The organism is Flavobacteriaceae bacterium (genome assembly GCA_014075215.1).
In the GTDB taxonomy this organism is placed as follows: Bacteria; Bacteroidota; Bacteroidia; order Flavobacteriales; family Flavobacteriaceae; genus Polaribacter.
The window spans coordinates 647,854-665,677 of the sequence record CP046177.1; the positions used below are offsets into that span (position 1 = coordinate 647,854).

Genomic DNA, 17,824 nt, shown 5'->3' on the forward strand with positions numbered 1-17,824 from the left:
ATATTCAGAAATGATATCAGGGCAAACGCATTAAACTTTCATAAGATTTAGCACTTTAATGAGGTAATGATTATCCCGTCCAGCCTTTAATCTTCTACTTTTGACACCAACCTTAGATGCTTTTTCATTTTTAAGAAGATTAAGCGCAATTTTGTTTAGAATAGAAAAGTTTTGCGCAGCATTATCTTTTCTTTTTCTAGAAGCATCTTCTTCGAATGCAACATCTAAGGTCCAATGCAGTTTATTTTCAATACCCCAATGTGAACGTATGGTTTTTTGAAAATCTTTAGGCTTAGCCTTTGTGCTAGATATATAATAGCGTGTAGCTGTTTCTATTGGTTTATCAGAGTTTTTAAATTCACGCTTGCTTTCTATTTTAACCATAGCAGTAAGACTATCCCATTTATTATCCGGTGGAATACATTGAAAGTTTGTCATAACACTGCATTTTCGGGTTTCTATCCTTCCATGGTTTAGTTCTTCACTTATAGAGGTTGCTATATTTTCACCAAATCTAAATTCATCTTCAATATTTTGATATAATTGTGCTTGATTTTGTTTTACAGCTAAAATATAGTCCGCTTGTTTTTCAACAATGGCAGTAGCTATATCTGTCTGACATCCCATAGCATCAATAGTTACAATAGTATCTTTAATAGATAACACTTTTAGTAATTCTGGAATTGCAGTAATTTCATTAGATTTTTCATGGGTCTTTACCTGCCCTAAAACTAAGTTGTTTTCATTTGCCCAAGCGCTTACCATATGTACAGGGGATTTTTTACCAGATGCCTTAGCCCCTCTAATGGTTTTACCATCAATAGCAATTACTTCTTTGGGTTGCAGTTCAGCTAGCGTACTAACCCATTGTATAAAACATGTTTCAAATTCTACACTATCAATATTAGAGAATACACGATTAAAAGTGTCGTGAGAAGGTATGCCATTGGGTAGATCTAAAAAAGAGCGTAAAAAATCTTCTTTTGAATAGGCATAGTCTTCCTTTTCATTCCATGAATCTGCACCACAAATAACTGAAATTATCCCGATAAGAAGGATGCTCTCTAAATCGTAAAGTTGCTTGTGGGTGTGTCTAAAATCAGGAATTTGACCGAATATGGTCTTTAGTTTGTTTGTTGTTTTCAAAACTATTAAATTATTGGTTATCAGTATAATATACAAACAATCAATAACATAAACAACTAATAACTAACTGAATCTCAATTAATTAAGAACATTACATATCAATAGGGTTTTTAAAAAGTTTAATGCGTTTGCCCTGCCCCCCGGACCCCCCTCTTTCAACATCATTATCTCATTTAAGTTTTAATAAAATCTGTCCTATCAATGGGGGGAATTATATCCAATTCTTTAAATATTTTGTTTGGTAACTTGTTACGTTCATTGTCAACAAGGAGTTTTTTAGTACTTTAAAATTCTAAATTCTTGCTTTTGATTATGAACTCGTTTAGATTTTTTGGGTTTAAGCAAAAGAAATTTTTATAAATTTAAGGTCAATAATAACTTAAAAATGCGCTATTTTTTATATACTAGATCTTTATTAATCAACTAAATTTATATTATGAGTTTATTTTATGCGTTACTTGTCGGAGCTTTAGCCGGGTTCATTGCAGGAAGGTTAATGAAAGGTGGCGGTTTTGGGATATTAATGAATATTGTCCTAGGTATTGTAGGCGGAATTGTCGGGAATTGGCTTTTTGGATTGGCAGGGGTCTATATCGGAAGCGGGTTTATCAGTGATTTGGTTACCGGTGTTATTGGTGCTGCAGTGGTATTGTTTGTTGCCGGGCTTGTCAAAAAGAAATAGCTTATAACAAAGGGAACTGTTCGGCATCTTTTTTTTGTGTTTGGAAACCGTTACTTTTGATAAAACTTTGAATCTAATGAAATACAGTCGTATCAACACGGAGCTTTTTATTAAAAATCGCAGGAACTTTACCGGTAAAATGAAACCCGGGAGTTTGGCTGTTTTTAATTCTAACGATATCTATCCTATTAGTGCCGACAGTACGATGCCTTTTGAACAGCATCGTGATATTTTTTATTTAAGTGGTGTTGATCAGGAAGAAAGCATATTGGTATTATTTCCTGATTGCCCAAAAGAGAAACATCGTGAAATTTTGTTCTTAAAAGAAACAAATGAACACATTGCTGTTTGGGGGGGTGAAAAACTGACAAAAGAAAGTGCTTTACAAACTTCCGGGATTAAAACGGTGTATTGGCTGCAAGACTTAGAAAAAATTTTGTTTGAGTTGATGACCCAATGTGATACGGTTTATATCAATACGAACGAACATTACAGAGCCAATGTTGAAACGGAAACCAGAGAAGCTCGTTTTGTAAAATGGTTAAGAGATAAGTATCCGGCACATTCAGCAGCAAAAAGCAATCCCATTTTACAAGCCCTTCGCTCTGTAAAAGATCCAATTGAGTTAGATTTGATTCAGCAAGCTTGTGATATTACCGAGAAAGGATTTCGCAGAGTGCTGAACTTTGTAAAACCTAAGATTTGGGAATATGAAATTGAGGCGGAATTCATTCACGAATTTATCAGAAACCGATCCAAAGGCTTTGCCTATACACCTATTATTGCCGGTGGTAACAATGCCAATGTTTTACATTATATAGAAAACAATCAACAATGCAAAGCAGGCGATCTGTTGCTTTTGGATGTGGGTGCGGAATATGCTAATTATGCTTCCGATATGACCCGAACGATTCCTGTCTCCGGTCGATTTTCCGATCGACAAAAAGCAGTGTATAATGCCGTAAACAGGGTTAAAAAGGAAGCTACAAAATTATTGGTTCCCGGGGGTGATTGGACTGAATATCACATAGAAGTAGGAAAATTAATGACTTCCGAATTATTGGGTTTGGGCTTGTTGGACAAAGTGGATGTTCAAAATGAGGATAAAGATTGGCCTGCATATAAAAAATATTTTATGCACGGAACCAGTCATCATATAGGTTTGGATACGCATGATTACGGGCTACTTCACAAGCCCATGCAAGCGAATATGGTATTTACGGTAGAACCGGGTATTTACATTCCCGATGAAGGATTTGGGATTCGTTTGGAAGATGGTGTAGTCATCCGGGAAAATGGCGATCCTTTTAATTTGATGCGTAATATTCCTATTGAAGCTGAAGAAATTGAGGAATTGAGGAATTAAAACAAATATTTTTTTTGTTTGATCATTCCTGTGTTTCTTGTAATGTTATCTCAGTTGCTTTATATGATTCGCCGTCGGCAATGTCGTCAATAAAAGCAATAATTTCTTTGGAAGAAATGGTATTAGCATCAAACGCAACGTTAGCAATACTGTCTTTAAAAATAACCTCAGCTGTTTTTACACCTCCTTTTTTGGAAAGTTTTGATTGAATTAATTTTGCACATCCGATTTCACAGGTCATTCCGGAAATATGAAGTGCTACTTTTTGAGGGCTTTCTTTTTTACATGCCAGTACTAAAAAAAGGCCCAATACAAGAAGTGTGCTAATTTTTCGAAGTTTCATGATTGTTTTTTATTATGAATCCATTGTACAAATTTATACATAATGAATTGTTTATTAATAGAATTATTAGAATTTTGTACGGATTTTAACAAAGCAAACCATGAAAACCTTACAGCAAAAATGGCTTTACCTGATTATTCTTTCTGTGATATGGGGTAGTTCGTTTATTCTGATAAAAAAAGGGTTAATCGGCTTAACTCCCTTACAACTTGGGGCTTTGCGAATACTTATTACTGCTGCTTTTCTATTACTAATAGGGTTTAAAAGTTTGCGGAAAATCCAAAAATTTCACTGGAAATACATTGCATACACAGCAGCACTTGGAACATTTTTCCCTTCTTTTTTATTTGCTTTTGCCATTACCGGAATAGATAGCTCCATAACTTCCATATTAAATTCACTAACACCTTTTCATACCTATATTTTTGGTACATTAGTGTTTGGTTTTACATTTAAGAAAAAACAGTTAATTGGAATTTTAGTAGGATTGATAGGTACTCTGATTTTGGTTTTAAAAGGAGTGGAAACCAATCCGGATCAAAACTACTGGTATGCTCTATTGGTTATTGTTTCTTCAGTCGGGTATGCATTCAATGTAAACATTGTAAAAAAATATTTATCTGATCTTAGTGCCTTAGCCATTACAACAGGAAATTTTTTATTATTGATTATCCCTTCGGGGTTTGTATTACTTTTTAGTGGGTTTTTCACTACGTTTCAATTCAACCCGGAAACGAGTTTGGCTTTTGGTTATATTATTATACTGTCTATTGTCGGTACCGGTATGGCAAAAGTAATGTTTAACCGATTGGTACAAATAGCTTCACCTGTTTTTTCAGCTTCGGTAACGTATTTAATTCCCTTAGTAGCAGTTATGTGGGGTATGATTGATGAAGAAAAACTACATATTGTACAACTGTTGGGAGCCGCCATTATTTTGTTTGGGGTGTATCTGGTAAATAAAACAAAATAGTTTTTTATCCAATCAAAAAGAGAAACATCAAAACGTGAATTTTAATCCTGTTCTCTATCTTTTATAAATTTCACTTCCATTAAAAACGGTTAAAACCACTTTTGTTTGATTTAGTTCTGTTGGAGGTATGGTAAAAATGTCTCGATCTAATACTACAAAATCGACCAATTTTCCTACTTCGATAGAGCCCACTTCATTTTCTTGCCTCATTACATAAGCACCATTAATTGTATAGGCTTTAATTGCTGTTTCTAAAGAAATATTTTGTGGTGCTCTGGTTACTGCGTTTTGGATTCCCACAAAAGGGTTTAATGAACTTACATTCCAATCACTACTCAATGTTAGTCGAGCGTTTGCCTCTGTTAATGATTTTAGCGGAATTAAGTTATTTGACAGTGTACTTCCTATTAAAGAGATATTATCACTCCAAAAATGAGGTTGTGTAAATTCTCCTACAACTTGTGCATCTGCCGTAACATTTAGTTGAGCAAACCTGTTTAGATCAGCAGTATCAATAATTTCTACATGTGTTAGCCGGTGCCTTCCATCAGATGTTCCGGCTTTGTTGAATTGCATTTAAGGCTTCATGAACTCCTCTGTTTCCAATGGCATGTATATGGAAATCAAAACCTATTGATTCTAATTCCCAGATATACATCGTCAGCCTATTTTGAGTAAAATAATTTAGCCCATTATTTGTAGGTTGCTCAAAATAATCAATCAGGTATTGAGAGTGTAATGCTGCCGTTGTATGATGGGTAATTCCATCAACATACAGTTTAATTTGATTAATTTTTAATAAGTTGTTGTCATTATTGCTATATAATGTTTTTAAAGCGGTTATTTGAGAAGCATCATTTTCAGCAGGGTATGCCCAGAGTCCCAAATTAAATCTAGCAGTTAATTTTCCATTTTTTTCTAGATTTTTCCACACTTGGTGTTGATTTCTTTTCCAATATGTTCTGGCATCGGAAACTGATGTAATTCCGTATTTGGCCAGCTCAGGTAATACATACTGCACCATTCCGTTATATTCTCCGTTTGGATTATTTAAAGCGGTTACTGCCTGCTGAAAAACGATATCTCCAGCATTGTCAATTAAAACCCCATTTAAAACGCCATCATCTTTCATGATAATTCCTCCTTGGGGATTTGGGGTTGCTACAGTAATTCCAGCCATTTCCAATGCTTTGGAGTTTACCCACATAGAATGGGATGTTTGTTCCATGATTATGACTGGTCTGTCTGAAACTGCCTCGTCAATGATTTCTATCGGGCTTCTGCTTGCATTAAAAAGGGTATTAATAGAATGCCCAAAACCAATCAGCCAGGCAACATCCGGATTAGCCGCAGAAGCATTTGAAATTTTCGTCTTGAAATTTTCAGCATCTGTCTCTGCTTCATCTAACACAAAGGTAGTGGTTGTAGCTCCTACTTCCATAGGGTGCATGTGTACGTCATGAAATCCTGGTAAGACTATTTTTCCCTGTAAATTTATTTTTAGCACTCCCTCTTCTGCAAATGATGATGCTTCTGCATCTGTTCCTACAAAAAGAATTTTATTCCCATCAATAACCAATGCTTCTGCCCAAGGATTAGCATCATTAACAGTGAATATCTTACCATTAAAATATAATTTTTGAGTGCCGGATACGGATTCAATTGTTTCCCGCATTTTTTTATTCATACAGGAATGAGTACTGAAAACAGTAGCAAAAACTAATGGTAACCATTTCATTTTTTGAAGCCATTTTAAGCCATAATAGATTTTCTGATGCAGAGTTTGAGGTTCAATATAAAAAATTAAAAAACTATTCATATTTTTTGATTCAATAATTTAATACATTGAACTCATTTTCAACCAAATTCAAACAAGCAGTATAAATTTACTTTTCAGGCAATTTCTTTAATAACGATAAGCATATTTATTTTTACTCTTCATTATCTATTACCCCTTTGATTTTTTCTTCTAACTCTTCCATCAATTCCGGGTTGTCTTTAATTAACGCTTTTACGGCATCCCTTCCCTGACCTAATTTGGTATCTGCATAACTAAACCAGGAGCCACTTTTTTTAATGATTCCCAAATCCACTCCAATATCCAGAACCTCTCCCACTTTTGAGACCCCTTCTCCGTACATGATATCAAATTCTGCGGTTTGAAAAGGTGGAGCCACTTTGTTTTTCACCACTTTTACTTTGGTTTGGTTTCCAATGACACGATCTCCTTCCTTGATCTGGGTTCTTTTACGAATGTCTAAACGAACCGAAGCATAAAATTTTAAAGCATTCCCTCCGGTTGTGGTTTCCGGGTTTCCGAACATTACCCCGATTTTTTCACGTAACTGATTGATGAAAATAACCGTACAATTTGTTTTGCTAATGGTTCCTGTTAATTTTCGAAGTGCTTGAGACATCAAGCGGGCATGTAATCCCATTTTTGAATCTCCCATTTCTCCTTCAATCTCAGATTTAGGCGTTAATGCCGCAACCGAATCGATGACTACAATGTCAATAGCCCCCGAACGAATTAAATTATCCGTAATTTCCAGTGCCTGTTCTCCGTGATCCGGTTGAGAAATGATTAAATTATCCATATCAACACCGAGATTTTCAGCATAAAAACGATCAAACGCATGTTCTGCATCTACAAAAGCAGCAATGCCTCCTGCTTTTTGAGCTTCGGCAATGGCATGTAATGTTATAGTGGTTTTGCCGGAAGATTCCGGCCCGTAAATTTCAATGATTCTCCCTCTTGGATATCCTCCAACTCCCAGTGCCAGATCCAATCCTAAAGACCCGGAGGAAATGGCTTCAACATCTTCCACAATAGTATCGCCCATTTTCATGACGGCACCTTTTCCATAGGTTTTATCTAATTTATCTAATGTTAATTGAAGTGCTTTTAATTTGGCTTGTTTTTCTTTATCTGCTGACATATTTTCTAATGAATTATTTCGAATTAAAATTTAAAGGCAAGGTACAAAAAACTATGACACCTATCTTTGAATACTAAGAAGTTCTCAACATTTTAATATGAGGAATTCCGTCTTCTAAATACTTATTTCCCTGCACAACAAACCCAAAAGAATTATAAAATTTAGTGAGGTATGTTTGTGCAGAAATAAGAATGGTTTTTTCTTTAAAACTCTTTTCAATATAGGCTATTGAAGCTGCTATTAATTGATGGCCGTATGCCTGCTTTCTGTGCTCTTTTTTTACTAAAATTCTGCCGATACTCGGGAAATCAAAATAATCTCCGGCATCAAAAATTCGTGCATATGTAATTATTTCCTCTTCCTTAATACCAAACATATGAAAAGCTATGGAGTCTTTATTATCAATATCCTGGTAAATACAATTTTGTTCTACTACAAAAACTTCCGAACGCAGTCGGAGGATACGGTATAGTTCTTCAATGGTTAATTTGCTAAATTTTTTTACAATAAATTCCATAAATTTAACAAGCAGAAATTTTATTCACTCTTTTCTGATGCCGCCCTCCTTCAAATTCGGTAGTTAAGAATGTTTCTACTATTGCTAAAGCTTGAGGAATGGCAGTATACCTTGCAGGAATACAAAGAATATTAGCATTGTTATGTTGTCTAGCAAGTTCTGCTATTTCTTTTGTCCAACACAAACCTGCTCTAATTTTCCAGTATTTATTAGCGGTCATTGCAACACCATTGGCACTACCGCAAATTAAAATTCCAATGGCTGCTTTTTTTGCTATGACATCTTTAGCTACCGGGTGTACAAAATCCGGATAATCTACACTTTCATCAGTGTCAGTGCCATAATTTTTTACCACAATTCCTTTGGATTCCAGTAATGTAACAATAGAAAATTTATACGCTGTTCCTGCATGATCGTTTCCAATGGCAACTGTCATAATGAATTTGTTTTAATTGTGTTGTATCACAAAAATACATGTTTTATTAATATTTTCCTGTTTTGTCGGTACTTACAGTTTGTTTAATTAGTTAACCCTTAAAAATAGGCTATTTGTTGGTTAGGTTTTATTATTAGAGTCCGATTTTTCTCTAACAAATTTTTGCACAGGTAACCAAAGGTATTAAGAATAATCCAAAGAACATCTTCTTTGAGTTTTCTCATTAATTTTTTGAAGTTGAACCCAGCGGCGGCCATCATAAAGTTGATACTATCTCCCATCTGACCTTTTAGGAAGTTGTTTGCTACCCTATGGTCTTGTTTAAGATGGGATATTGTTCATTCTTGCCCAATACGCTGACGAAAGTGAACTAGATCGCTGGCAGCGAAAGGTTGGCCACAACGTTGAACGGTAGCACCACCTAAATACTGAAAATAAGCGTTCACCTCCCAGTGTTCTTCTACCATGTGGAAAACTCAATTTGTTTAACCTATGTTTAGCCCAAACAAAAAAAGCCGAGATAAAAATCTCGACTTTCGTACCGAAGGCGGGACTTGAACCCGCACGAACCTTACAGTTCAAGGGATTTTAAGTCCCTCGTGTCTACCAATTCCACCACTTCGGCATTACATATTTTCACTAACTAAAACAGAGCGAAAGACGGGATTTGAACCCGCGACCCTCACCTTGGCAAGGTGATGCTCTACCCCTGAGCTACTTTCGCAACTATTTTATTATATTTTTCACAAAATAATATTCTTGTTCTTCGATCTTAACACCAAAAATGCCTCAATAAGCATTTCATAAATAGGGCAGCAAATATAATAAGAAAACTATTGAAAAAAAATTTTCATTAAAAAACTTCTCTCTTACTAAAAGCTCTTTTTTATACGCTAAAAAATACGGTAAAGTTTTTTTAGCGTATAAAAAAGAGCGGCTTGTATAAATACCTCTATTCTATCTCAGTAATTTCAATACGCCTGTTTCTGGATCGTCCTTCTTTAGTCAAATTTGTATCTATTGGTTTAGATTCTCCCATGCCTAGAATAGATATATTTTCTTGGGGAATACCATTATCTACTAAGTAGTTTCGTACTGCACTCGCTCTGCTTTTTGATAAAACTCTATTAGCGTTATATTCTCCTACACTATCTGTATGCCCCTCTATTCTAAATTTTGCATTTGGATTTTCTTTCATAACTTCAACAATCGATTGTAAAATTGAATATGTATCTTGTGTGAAATTATAATTCCCCGAATTAAATTTGACTTTTCTTGATAGTGCAGTAAGTGTTTCACTGGTTTCCTTGCTCAGTTTTTTTGAGTGTCCGTTATTATCAGTCTCTTCGGCAGTATCCGATACACTGTTTCCGTCGCTAGGAAGCGGACAACCATTATTATTTGGCGATCCTACTACGTCCGGACAGTTATCCCCTCTATCCAATACGCCATCTCCATCACTATCAGATAAAGGGCAACCATTATTATTAGGAGATCCGGCTATTTTCGGACAATTATCTCCACTATCTATTACACCGTCTTTATCGGTGTCTTGTACTATTGCTGTTTGTTCCGATGTATTTTTATCATTGCTGTTTGTGCTTCCGTCATCGGGACATCCGTTTGAATTTCTTGTGCCCGGAATACTAGGACAATCATCATTATAATCATAAATACCGTCATTGTCTTTATCTTCATTCTGAAATCTGAATATTAACCCTGATGAATACTGAATATGATTGGTATCAAATCTTTCCGAAGAATTGAAGGCCCATTTCGCCAAAGCATCAAAATTTAAACCTACCCCTTTCGAAAACCAAATATTGACACCAGGGCCTACATTTGCAGAAGTTGCTCCCTTGTCAATTTTAAAATACCCAATCCCCCCGTTAAGATATACCTCTAACCAATCTGCCCCCCAAAACAGATTAAAAGCTTCATCAAAATAAAATTGAAAATTACCATCAAGAGCAAAATAATTTTGATCTTCATTCACAACACTTCCATCTAAAATTCTACCACCAGCTTTCCATTTATTTAAACTCCCCCCTATCTCAAAGCTAAGTAATTTACTAAATCGATACCCTAAGTTTAATCTTGCGGGGAACCCTCCGAAAGCAAAATTCTGTGTATTAAAATTCGCTGCACCCCCACTATTATCTACAAAATTAACACCTGCTTTAACTGTCCACCTGTTAACAGAGCTAGAAGTCTTTTGGTTATCAGTCATACCCTTGTTATTTTGACCCTCTGTGATCAATATTGACACAAAAAATGCCAAAAAAAGAAGTAATTGTTTTTTCATTATATTATTATTTTATTAAACAACAAATGTAGAATATTTTCTTAAAAAAGACTTATGAATAAGCTTAAAAAACAATGATTTAGCTAAAAATCACAATATTTTTTATTTGTAGTAAGACTTTTTACAGTGAGGGGTTTTAAACTTTTGATTTAACTATTTGATATATCAAATAGTTGTAAAATATCAAAATTTAGATAACTTACTGACATACAGTTGTTTACTTGAAAGTTTAAATCACTTCAGTGACAAAGACAAAATGAGGAAATCATACTTAAAGCAAATATTTATTTAGTTTGATTAGCAATGATGTAAACTTTCATATTCACTAAAATTAAAATGAGTTCTCTTTTGAGTTAATTATAGAGTCATATTAAGATAATGTAAGTTTTATAAAAGGTTATATTTCAAATTGAATTAACAAAACTTGCTATAAGCTGAAATTAAATTTTCAGCAATCATTTGAGCAGATCTCCCTTCAATATGATGACGCTCTAGCATGTGTACCAACTCGCCATCTTTAAATAATGCCACTGCCGGTGATGATGGGGGGAAAGGAATCATATATTCTCTTGCTTTTTGAGTAGCCTCTTTATCAACACCTGCAAAAACAGTTGCTAAATGATCAGGTTTTTTATCAAATTGTAAAGAGGCTAAAGTTCCCGGCCTGGCTGTTCCGGCAGCACACCCGCAAACAGAATTTACTATTACTAAAGTAGTTCCTTTTTTTGCAAACGTATTTTCAACATCTTTTACTGTAGACAAAGTAGAAAAGCCATTATTAGTCAGCTCTTCGCGCATCGGTTTTACTAATTCTTCCGGATACATAATTTTTTAAAAATTTTAGATTACAAAGATACGGATTATAATATTCATTTTAACTTTTGTTTTTTTCAAAAAAATACAGTTGAAAAGATAGAAAGTTGAAAAGTGTAAAAACTTATATGAAGTTAGTTAGAACTTTTTAAACAGACTTTGAAAGAGTAAATTGACTAAGTCTGAAATAGGTTATTTTTAATGTACGTATGTAGGTTTAATAAAACAAAAACCACACACGCAGGAATTACCCAGCCTAAACTTTGAGATGATAAAGGAATTATTTCCCGGATTAAATTTAAATTTTCTTTTGGGACAAAAAACCCGAGAAAATCGGGAATGCTAAACAAAAAAGTAGTAATGATAACCCCTCTAAAAATAAAAGGGGATGTCATATAATCGGGAAGAATATTCAACAAAATTAATACAATAGTAACAGGATACATAAACATAAGAACAGGCAGAGCAATATCAATAATATAATGAACACTAAACTGGCCAATAACGACTCCTAACACGCAGCTAATAAAAGTTGTGATGACATATACTTTTTGCGAATTTTTAAAAATACTTTTTATATAATCTGCAGCTCCCGTGATAATTCCAACCCCGGTTGTAAAACAAGCTAAAGATACTAATAAGCTCAAAAAAGCAGTGCTGGCAATCCCTAGAGTCTGTGTGCTTATGCCTTTCAAAACCTCGGTTCTTGTTACATTTTCTTCAAACGAACTGTTAAATAGTGCTCCACTCAAAATCAATCCGTATAGACAAGTAGCAATCCTGCGCCGGCTATGAATCCTGATTTGGTAATTAATTCTTTTTTAGCTTCATAGGAATAGTACCCTCTTAAATTGAGCGAAATAATAACCACTGCACCTACCACAACACCACCAATTGCATCAAAAGTCTGATAGCCTTCTAATATACCGCTTACAAAAGGAACTTCATAAGTGTTCAAAACCATAGTGTCTGTAGGATTGGTGATCGCTATAAAAATAATTGTCAAAAGAATACATACAATAACAGGTGTTAAATACTTCCCTACCAGGCTTAAAATTTTTGACCGATTGAGCACAAAAATGAATGTAAGGAAAAAATAAATACTACTGGTAAGCCATGAATTGGTTCCAAAAAAAGGCTGAATAGCCATTTCATGTGTAACAGCAGCTGTCCTTGGTGCAGGTAATGTGATAGAAATCAAATAGATAAGTATACAATAGAGGGTGCTAAACCAGGGAGATACCTTCTTTCCAAGATCGTATAAAGTTCCCTGTACTTTGGCATGCGCCAGAATACCCAAGACTGGAATTACAACTGCAGTGATGGCAAAACCCAATACTACCCACCACCATCTATCCCCGGAACGAACTCCTAAAAAGGAAGGAAGAATCAAGTTTCCTGCCCCAAAAAAAAGTGAAAAGACAGCAAAGCCACTCACCCATATTTCTTTCGTCCTACTCATTTTATATTACTATATGGTACTCTCATTTAAACTTTTTCAATTTGTTAAAAAGATTGCTGTTTTCCATTCTGTTTTTGTCTTCTCTCCTTTTCGTCGCCCTGTCTATCCAAATCAAAAAAAGCTTTTAACAGGACTAGGAATCGCTAACTTTCGTTTACATCAAAAAGTATAAACAATTACAAGGCTGTTATACAGTACAAAAAAAGTAAAATTTGAAAATAAAAGTATTATTTTAACCTTTATTTTTTGATGATCTGTTATCACATCTAGCTGTGTTTTTTGAATGAACTCATTTAAACTTTTTCAATTTGCTAAAAAATTGCTGTTTTTAGCTGTGTTTTTATCTTTTTTTCCTTCCGTAGCGCTGCCTATGCAACTCAAAAAACCCTTCAACAGCCCTAAAAACTTCTAATGTTCGCTTACATCCAAAAAGTTTAAATGAGTTCAAATGAATAGTAAAAGATATAAGGACATAAAAAATGTTCTAGTAATTTTTTAGGTATTGACCCTATAGCTATTTAACTTGAGACTTTGCAACTTTAAACTGCATAACATAATCAAAATAGTATATTTGAAGTTCGTAATAAAAATGATATGAGTAATTTTTCAAAGTGGTTAGGAGTTGGAATCGGTTTTACTTTTGGAGGTCCTATAGGAGCTGTTATTGGATTTGTGACAGGAAGTGTTATAGATGCATATACAAAGGAAGATTTTGACAGGGACAGAAAACTTTTTGAAGGGGAATACAGAAACAGACCTCTTCAAACACAGTCGGGAGATTTTGAAATTAGTTTGCTGGTTTTGGCAGCTATTGTGATTAAATCCGATGGGAAAATTGACCAACGAGAACTCAATTTTGTCCGTTCGCAGTTTGTTGGCATGTACGGAAAAGAAAGAGCCAATAATACTTTTAAATTGTTTAAAGGAATTATAAAAAAACAAATTTCGGCACGGCAGGTTTGCATACAAATTCGTCAACACATGCCACACGCTTCCCGATTGCAGTTGATTCATTTTCTATTCGGAATTGCCAAAGCAGATGAACACGTATCTAAAACCGAGATAGAAGAAATTAGAAAAATTGCCGGATACCTTTATATTAACCAGTCTGATTTTGAGTCTATAAAAGCGATGTTTTATAGTGCTGCAAACAATGCGTATAAAATTTTGGAAATTACCAAATCTGTTTCTGATGAGGAGGTAAAAAAAGCTTATAGAAAAATGGCAAAAAAATATCATCCGGACAAATTGCGAGGATTGGGAGATGAACATTTAAAAGGAGCAGAGGAGAAGTTTCAAAACATTCAGGCTGCTTATGAAAAGATAAAAAAACAGAGAGGGTTTTCCTAACCTTAAAATAGTATTTTTTACCTTCAACTTTTCGTGCAAATTAAGAGAAATTCTGTATTTTCGCATCCTCATTTGAAATGGTGATTTATGAGTGCAAAATTCCCTGAATATAAAGGACTTGACTTACCGGATATAGCCCAAAAAATACTTCAATATTGGGAAAAGCATGCTATTTTTGAAAAAAGTATTTCTACAAGAGAGGGGCAGCCTCCATATGTGTTTTTTGAAGGGCCACCTTCAGCAAATGGACTACCGGGAGTTCACCATGTATTGGCAAGAGCTATTAAAGATATTTTTCCTCGCTATAAAACCATGAAAGGATTTCAGGTAAAGCGAAAAGCAGGTTGGGACACACACGGGCTACCTATTGAGTTGGGTGTTGAAAAAGAATTGGGAATCACAAAAGAAGATATCGGGGAAACCATTTCCGTAGAAACATACAATACTGCTTGTAGAAAAGCGGTGATGCGTTATACAGATATCTGGCACGATTTAACCAAAAAAATGGGCTATTGGGTAAATATGGATGAACCCTACATTACCTATGAGTCCAAATATATGGAAAGTGTTTGGTGGCTGTTAAAACAAATTTATGATAAAAATTTGCTGTACAAAGGATATACAATTCAGCCCTATTCACCAAAAGCAGGAACAGGATTGAGTTCTCATGAATTAAATCAGCCCGGGACCTATCAGGAAGTTACAGATACAACGGTTGTTGCACAGTTTAAAGCAGTAGAAAACACATTGCCGGAGTTTTTAAAAAAATATGATCATTTGCATTTTTTGGCGTGGACGACAACTCCCTGGACACTTCCGAGCAACACAGCACTGACAGTCGGGTCAAAGATTGATTATGTGGTAGTCGCTACGTATAATCAATATACCTTCGAACCGATTCATGTAATTCTTGCTAAAAATCTGATCAGAAAACAGTTCACCGGAAAATACTTCCAAACAGAAGATGTTGAAGATCTTAAATCTTTTTCAAAAGAGAACAAAAAGATTCCTTTTTTAGTTACAACAGCATGTAAAGGAAAAGATTTACTGGGAATCCGATACGAGCAATTGCTAGATTATGTATTGCCCAATGACCATCCTGAAAACGCTTTTAGAGTGATTGTAGGAGATTTTGTAACTACGGAAGACGGAACAGGAATTGTGCATACTGCCCCTACTTTTGGAGCAGATGATGCATTGGTAGCTAAACAGGCAGTACCGGAAATTCCTCCTATGCTGGTAAAAGATAAACACGAAAATTTAGTGCCTTTGGTAGATCTACAAGGACGTTTTAGACCGGAGGTTGGCGAGTTTGCAGGAAAATATGTAAAAAATGAATATTATGCAGACGGAGAGGCCCCGGAAAAATCATTGGATGTTGAACTTGCCATCAAGCTAAAAACAGAAAACAAAGCTTTTAAGGTTGAGAAATACAAACACAGTTATCCCAATTGCTGGAGAACCGATAAACCCATTCTCTATTATCCTTTAGATTCTTGGTTTATCAAAATAACAGCAGTGAAAGATCAAATGCATGAACTGAATAAAACCATCAATTGGAAACCCAAATCAACCGGGGAAGGGCGTTTCGGAAACTGGCTGGCAAATGCAAATGACTGGAATTTATCGCGCTCTCGTTATTGGGGCATTCCATTACCTATCTGGAGAACCGAAGATAAGAAAGAAGAAATTTGCATTGGTTCTGTTGCCGAATTAAAAGCAGAAATACAAAAATCCATTGATGCCGGAATGATGACTGAAGCTATTTTTGCTGATTTTGAAGCAGGGAATATGTCAGATGAAAATTATGCAAAAATTGATTTACATAAAAATATTGTCGATCAGGTTGTACTGGTTTCTCCTTCGGGAAGACCCATGAAACGCGAAGGTGATTTGATAGATGTCTGGTTTGATTCCGGTTCTATGCCCTATGCACAGTGGCACTATCCGTTTGAAAATAAAGAGCTAATTGATGAAAACAAATCCTTCCCGGCCGATTTTATAGCAGAAGGAGTCGATCAGACCAGGGGCTGGTTCTATACGTTGCATGCTATCGGAACCATTGTGTTTGATTCCGTAGCGTATAAAAATGTAGTATCCAATGGTCTGGTTTTAGATAAAAACGGACAAAAAATGTCCAAACGTCTAGGAAATGTCGTAGATCCTTTTGAGACCTTGGATACTTTTGGAGCAGACGCTACACGTTGGTATATGATTATCAACGCCAATCCATGGGATAATTTAAAATTTGACGTGAATGGAATTGATGAGGTAAAACGCAAATTTTTTGGAACTTTATACAATACGTATGCTTTCTTTGCACTCTATGCAAATTTAGATAGGTTCTTATACAAAGAAGCAGAAATTCCACTAGAAGAAAGGCAGGAGTTAGATCGTTGGATACTTTCCGAGTTACATAAATTAATTCGAAAAGTAGACCGTTTTTATGCATCGTATGAACCAACGAAAGCTGCAAGAGCTATTTCTGATTTTACACAAGATGACTTAAGTAACTGGTACGTTCGTTTAAGTAGAAGGCGTTTTTGGAAAGGAGATTATCAGCAAGATAAAATAGCAGCGTATCAAACATTATATACGTGCATGGCTACCATTGCAAAACTTGCGGCTCCTATTGCGCCTTTCTTTATGGATAGATTGTACCTAGATTTGGCAATGGTTACTAAAAAAGAAACTCTTGAAAGTGTACATTTATCACAATTCCCTGAATACAACGATTTTTTTACAGACGAGAACCTCGAACGTAAAATGAAAAATGCACAAACCATTTCTTCTTTAGTATTATCATTAAGAGCTAAGGAAAAAATAAAAGTGCGTCAACCTCTTCAAAAAATTATGATTCCTGTTGAAGATGAGGAGCAAAAAACAGCAATTTTAGCCGTTTCCGATTTAATAAAACATGAAGTGAATATTAAAGAAATAGAGCTATTGGAAGATGCCTCAACGATTTTGGTAAAACAGATAAAACCTAATTTTAAAATTTTAGGCCCGAAATATGGTAAAGAAATGGGGTTGATTTCCAAAGCCATTCAAAATTTTTCTAAAAACGATATCATTACATTTGAAAGAGAAGGTGAAATTTTTATTGAAGTTAATGAAAAAAGCATTAAATTAGAAAGCTCGGACGTGGACATTTCATCTAAAGATATTGAAGGTTGGTTAGTAGCTAGTCAAAACAATATAACAGTAGCTTTAGATGTTACCATTTCTGAGAATTTAAGAAAAGAGGGGATTTCAAGAGAATTGGTAAATAGAATCCAGAATACCCGAAAAGATAGTGGTTTTGAAGTTACCGATAGAATTAAACTAACGGTCTTAAGAGATAAAGATTTAGAGCAATCTATTCTTGAAAATAAAGCATATGTAATGAATGAGACATTAACCGATAAACTGATTTTTGCAGATGAGTTAAACGGCGGAACAGCAATAACATTCGATGCGATTAAAAGTAAAATACTAATACAAAAAATGTAA

14 protein-coding genes, 2 tRNA genes and 1 pseudogene are annotated in these 17,824 nt (G+C 34.9%); 5 read left to right on the top strand and 12 right to left on the bottom strand.

The features are described 5' to 3' along the window. Nucleotides 1–30 precede the first annotated feature (30 nt). Nucleotides 31–1,146 (bottom strand): ISAs1 family transposase, encoded by a 1,116-nt coding sequence (locus GKR88_03260; GenBank protein ID QMU63386.1) that lies wholly within the window; start codon nucleotides 1,144–1,146, stop codon nucleotides 31–33. Between the two features lie 436 nt (nucleotides 1,147–1,582). Between GKR88_03260 and GKR88_03265 the strand changes: the two genes are divergently transcribed. After that, on the top strand, nucleotides 1,583–1,828 hold the full coding sequence (locus GKR88_03265; GenBank protein QMU63387.1) for a GlsB/YeaQ/YmgE family stress response membrane protein: 246 nt from the start codon (nucleotides 1,583–1,585) through the stop codon (nucleotides 1,826–1,828). 76 nt (nucleotides 1,829–1,904) lie between these two features. After that, on the top strand, nucleotides 1,905–3,194 hold the full coding sequence (locus GKR88_03270) for a M24 family metallopeptidase (protein ID QMU63388.1): 1,290 nt from the start codon (nucleotides 1,905–1,907) through the stop codon (nucleotides 3,192–3,194). A 22-nt stretch (nucleotides 3,195–3,216) separates the two neighbouring features. On the opposite strand, the gene GKR88_03275 is transcribed toward GKR88_03270, so the two are convergent. Continuing rightward, nucleotides 3,217–3,537: a heavy-metal-associated domain-containing protein gene (locus GKR88_03275; protein QMU63389.1), complete on the bottom strand. Its 321-nt coding sequence runs from the start codon at nucleotides 3,535–3,537 to the stop codon at nucleotides 3,217–3,219. A 100-nt stretch (nucleotides 3,538–3,637) separates the two neighbouring features. On the opposite strand from GKR88_03275, the gene GKR88_03280 reads away from it, so the two are divergent. Next, entirely contained in the window at nucleotides 3,638–4,510 is an 873-nt protein-coding gene (locus GKR88_03280; GenBank protein QMU63390.1) for an EamA family transporter, read from the top strand. A 54-nt stretch (nucleotides 4,511–4,564) separates the two neighbouring features. Here the strand turns inward: GKR88_03280 and GKR88_03285 are convergent, their stop codons facing one another. The 10 genes and pseudogenes from GKR88_03285 to brnQ form a co-directional block, all read right to left on the bottom strand. Next, nucleotides 4,565–5,086, bottom strand: coding sequence for an amidohydrolase family protein (locus GKR88_03285; protein ID QMU63391.1), 522 nt, complete (start codon nucleotides 5,084–5,086; stop codon nucleotides 4,565–4,567). Continuing rightward, nucleotides 5,058–6,329: an amidohydrolase family protein gene (locus GKR88_03290; protein ID QMU63392.1), complete on the bottom strand. Its 1,272-nt coding sequence runs from the start codon at nucleotides 6,327–6,329 to the stop codon at nucleotides 5,058–5,060. Before GKR88_03290 ends, GKR88_03285 begins: the two co-directional genes overlap by 29 nt. Before the next feature lie 112 nt (nucleotides 6,330–6,441). Beyond that, a complete protein-coding gene (recA, locus tag GKR88_03295; GenBank protein QMU63393.1) occupies nucleotides 6,442–7,449 on the bottom strand; it encodes a recombinase RecA in 1,008 nt (335 codons plus the stop codon). A 73-nt stretch (nucleotides 7,450–7,522) separates the two neighbouring features. Beyond that, nucleotides 7,523–7,966 carry a GNAT family N-acetyltransferase gene (locus tag GKR88_03300; GenBank protein ID QMU63394.1) on the bottom strand — a complete coding sequence of 148 codons (444 nt, stop codon included), beginning with the start codon at nucleotides 7,964–7,966 and terminating at the stop codon, nucleotides 7,523–7,525. Between the two features lie 4 nt (nucleotides 7,967–7,970). Beyond that, a complete protein-coding gene (rpiB, locus tag GKR88_03305) occupies nucleotides 7,971–8,402 on the bottom strand; it encodes a ribose 5-phosphate isomerase B (protein QMU63395.1) in 432 nt (143 codons plus the stop codon). A 539-nt stretch (nucleotides 8,403–8,941) separates the two neighbouring features. Next, nucleotides 8,942–9,027: transfer RNA gene (locus tag GKR88_03310), tRNA-Leu, on the bottom strand. A gap of 27 nt (nucleotides 9,028–9,054) precedes the next feature. Beyond that, nucleotides 9,055–9,126: transfer RNA gene (locus tag GKR88_03315), tRNA-Gly, on the bottom strand. Nucleotides 9,127–9,354: 228 nt separating this feature from the next. Further along, entirely contained in the window at nucleotides 9,355–10,707 is a 1,353-nt protein-coding gene (locus tag GKR88_03320) for an OmpA family protein (GenBank protein QMU63396.1), read from the bottom strand. 414 nt (nucleotides 10,708–11,121) lie between these two features. Continuing rightward, nucleotides 11,122–11,532: a BrxA/BrxB family bacilliredoxin gene (locus tag GKR88_03325; protein ID QMU63397.1), complete on the bottom strand. Its 411-nt coding sequence runs from the start codon at nucleotides 11,530–11,532 to the stop codon at nucleotides 11,122–11,124. A gap of 164 nt (nucleotides 11,533–11,696) precedes the next feature. After that, nucleotides 11,697–12,982: pseudogene (brnQ, locus tag GKR88_03330) on the bottom strand (branched-chain amino acid transport system II carrier protein). A gap of 594 nt (nucleotides 12,983–13,576) precedes the next feature. Here brnQ and GKR88_03335 point away from each other — a divergent pair. Continuing rightward, entirely contained in the window at nucleotides 13,577–14,332 is a 756-nt protein-coding gene (locus GKR88_03335; GenBank protein ID QMU63398.1) for a DnaJ domain-containing protein, read from the top strand. An 87-nt stretch (nucleotides 14,333–14,419) separates the two neighbouring features. After that, complete coding sequence (locus GKR88_03340) at nucleotides 14,420–17,824, top strand: isoleucine--tRNA ligase (GenBank protein QMU63399.1); 3,405 nt, start codon at nucleotides 14,420–14,422, stop codon at nucleotides 17,822–17,824.